This window comes from Streptosporangium sp. NPDC023615 (assembly GCF_040640155.1).
Taxonomy (GTDB): domain Bacteria; phylum Actinomycetota; class Actinomycetes; order Streptosporangiales; family Streptosporangiaceae; genus Streptosporangium.
The window spans coordinates 1-1,298 of record NZ_JBFABE010000181.1 but is presented as its reverse complement, the minus strand read 5'-3'; the positions used below and the strand labels follow the sequence as shown (position 1 = coordinate 1,298).

Here is a 1,298-nt window from a genome sequence, read left to right as displayed (position 1 = left end):
GGTCGCGTCCTCGGAGCGGTGTAAAAGGCTCGACGAGGTAGGTGCCGCGGGCTGATCTTAGGCGGCTGCCGTTTCGGGTGTCGAGTCGGTGGCCGGGGTGTTTGTCGGGCGGAGCCAGCTGGGCGGGGCGAGCAGGGCTCGGCGCAGGTCCTGCAGGATGCGCAGGCCCTTGGAGGTCATGGTGAAACCGCGCCAGCCGCGGGAGGCACGGTCCAGCACCGCCCAGACCAACGAGACACAGCTGGTCTCGCCGGGGAAGCGGCCGATGACCTTGACCCGGCGGCGGGTCTCGCCGAAGGTGCGCTCGATGAAGTTGGAGTGACGGATGCGCTTGTGGTGCTCGCGGGGGAAGCGCAGGTAGGTCGTTAGCGAGGCGCGGTCGGCGAGCAGGCTCTTGACCGCGGCCGGATAGGAACGGTCCCAGTCCTTGGCGAAGGCGTCGATGCGCGCCTGGATGCAGGCCACCAGGTCCTGTCCAGGCTCGATGTCCTCGCCCAGCTCAGAGGTGTCGAAGATGTTCCAGAAGGCGGCCTTGACGGTGGCCTGGTCGCCGGCGCTGACCTTCGACAGGACGTTGCGGCATTTGTGAATGACGCAGCGCTGGCGCAGGGAGGCCGGGAAGACCTGCTCGGCGGCGGTGATGAGGCCGGGTGCGCCGTCGGAGACGACCAGCAGCGGCGGGCGCAGGCCGCGTTCGGCCAGGCCGGTCAGAAAGTCGTGCCAGGCGTCGGTCGACTCGGCCGCGGCCGGGGCCAGGCCCACGAAGACGGGCTTGCCGTCGGTGGTGATGCCCCAGGCGGCCAGCACCGGCTCGGCACGCTGCCCGTCGTGCATCTTGAAGTGGCTGGCGTCGCAGAACAGATAGTCCAGCTCGACCGCCGACAGGTCGCGGCGGCACCAGGCGTCGTACTCGGCGACGATGGCCTGGCAGATGGTCGAGACCGTCGACTTCGACAGCGCCGCCTCCGGGCCGAGCGCATCGGCCAGGGTCGCTTCGACATCGCGGACCGACAGTCCGCGCACGAAGGAGGCGATGACCAGCGTCTCCAGCGCGTTGGTGCGGGTCACGCCGGCGCCGAACAGGCGGGAGGCGAACGCCTCGGTGGTGTTACGCAGCTTCGGGCGGGCGATGGTGACCGGCCCGGTGGTGGTCTTGATGGTGGTGGGGCAGTGGCCGTTGCGGTGGCCGGGCCGTACGGCCTGCTCGCCGTCGGCAGCGGAGAGTGAGGCGGTGCGCTGGTAGCGGGTGCGGCCGAGGAAGGCGTCCACCTCGGCCTCGACGGCGGTCTGAATGATCA

1 protein-coding gene is annotated in these 1,298 nt (G+C 70.1%); it reads right to left on the bottom strand.

Annotated features, from left to right (window positions below):
* Positions 1-57: 57 nt before the first annotated feature.
* Positions 58-1,298: IS256 family transposase (locus AB0G16_RS38785; protein ID WP_362816031.1), on the bottom strand; the 1,241-nt coding region annotated here is incomplete at its 5' end.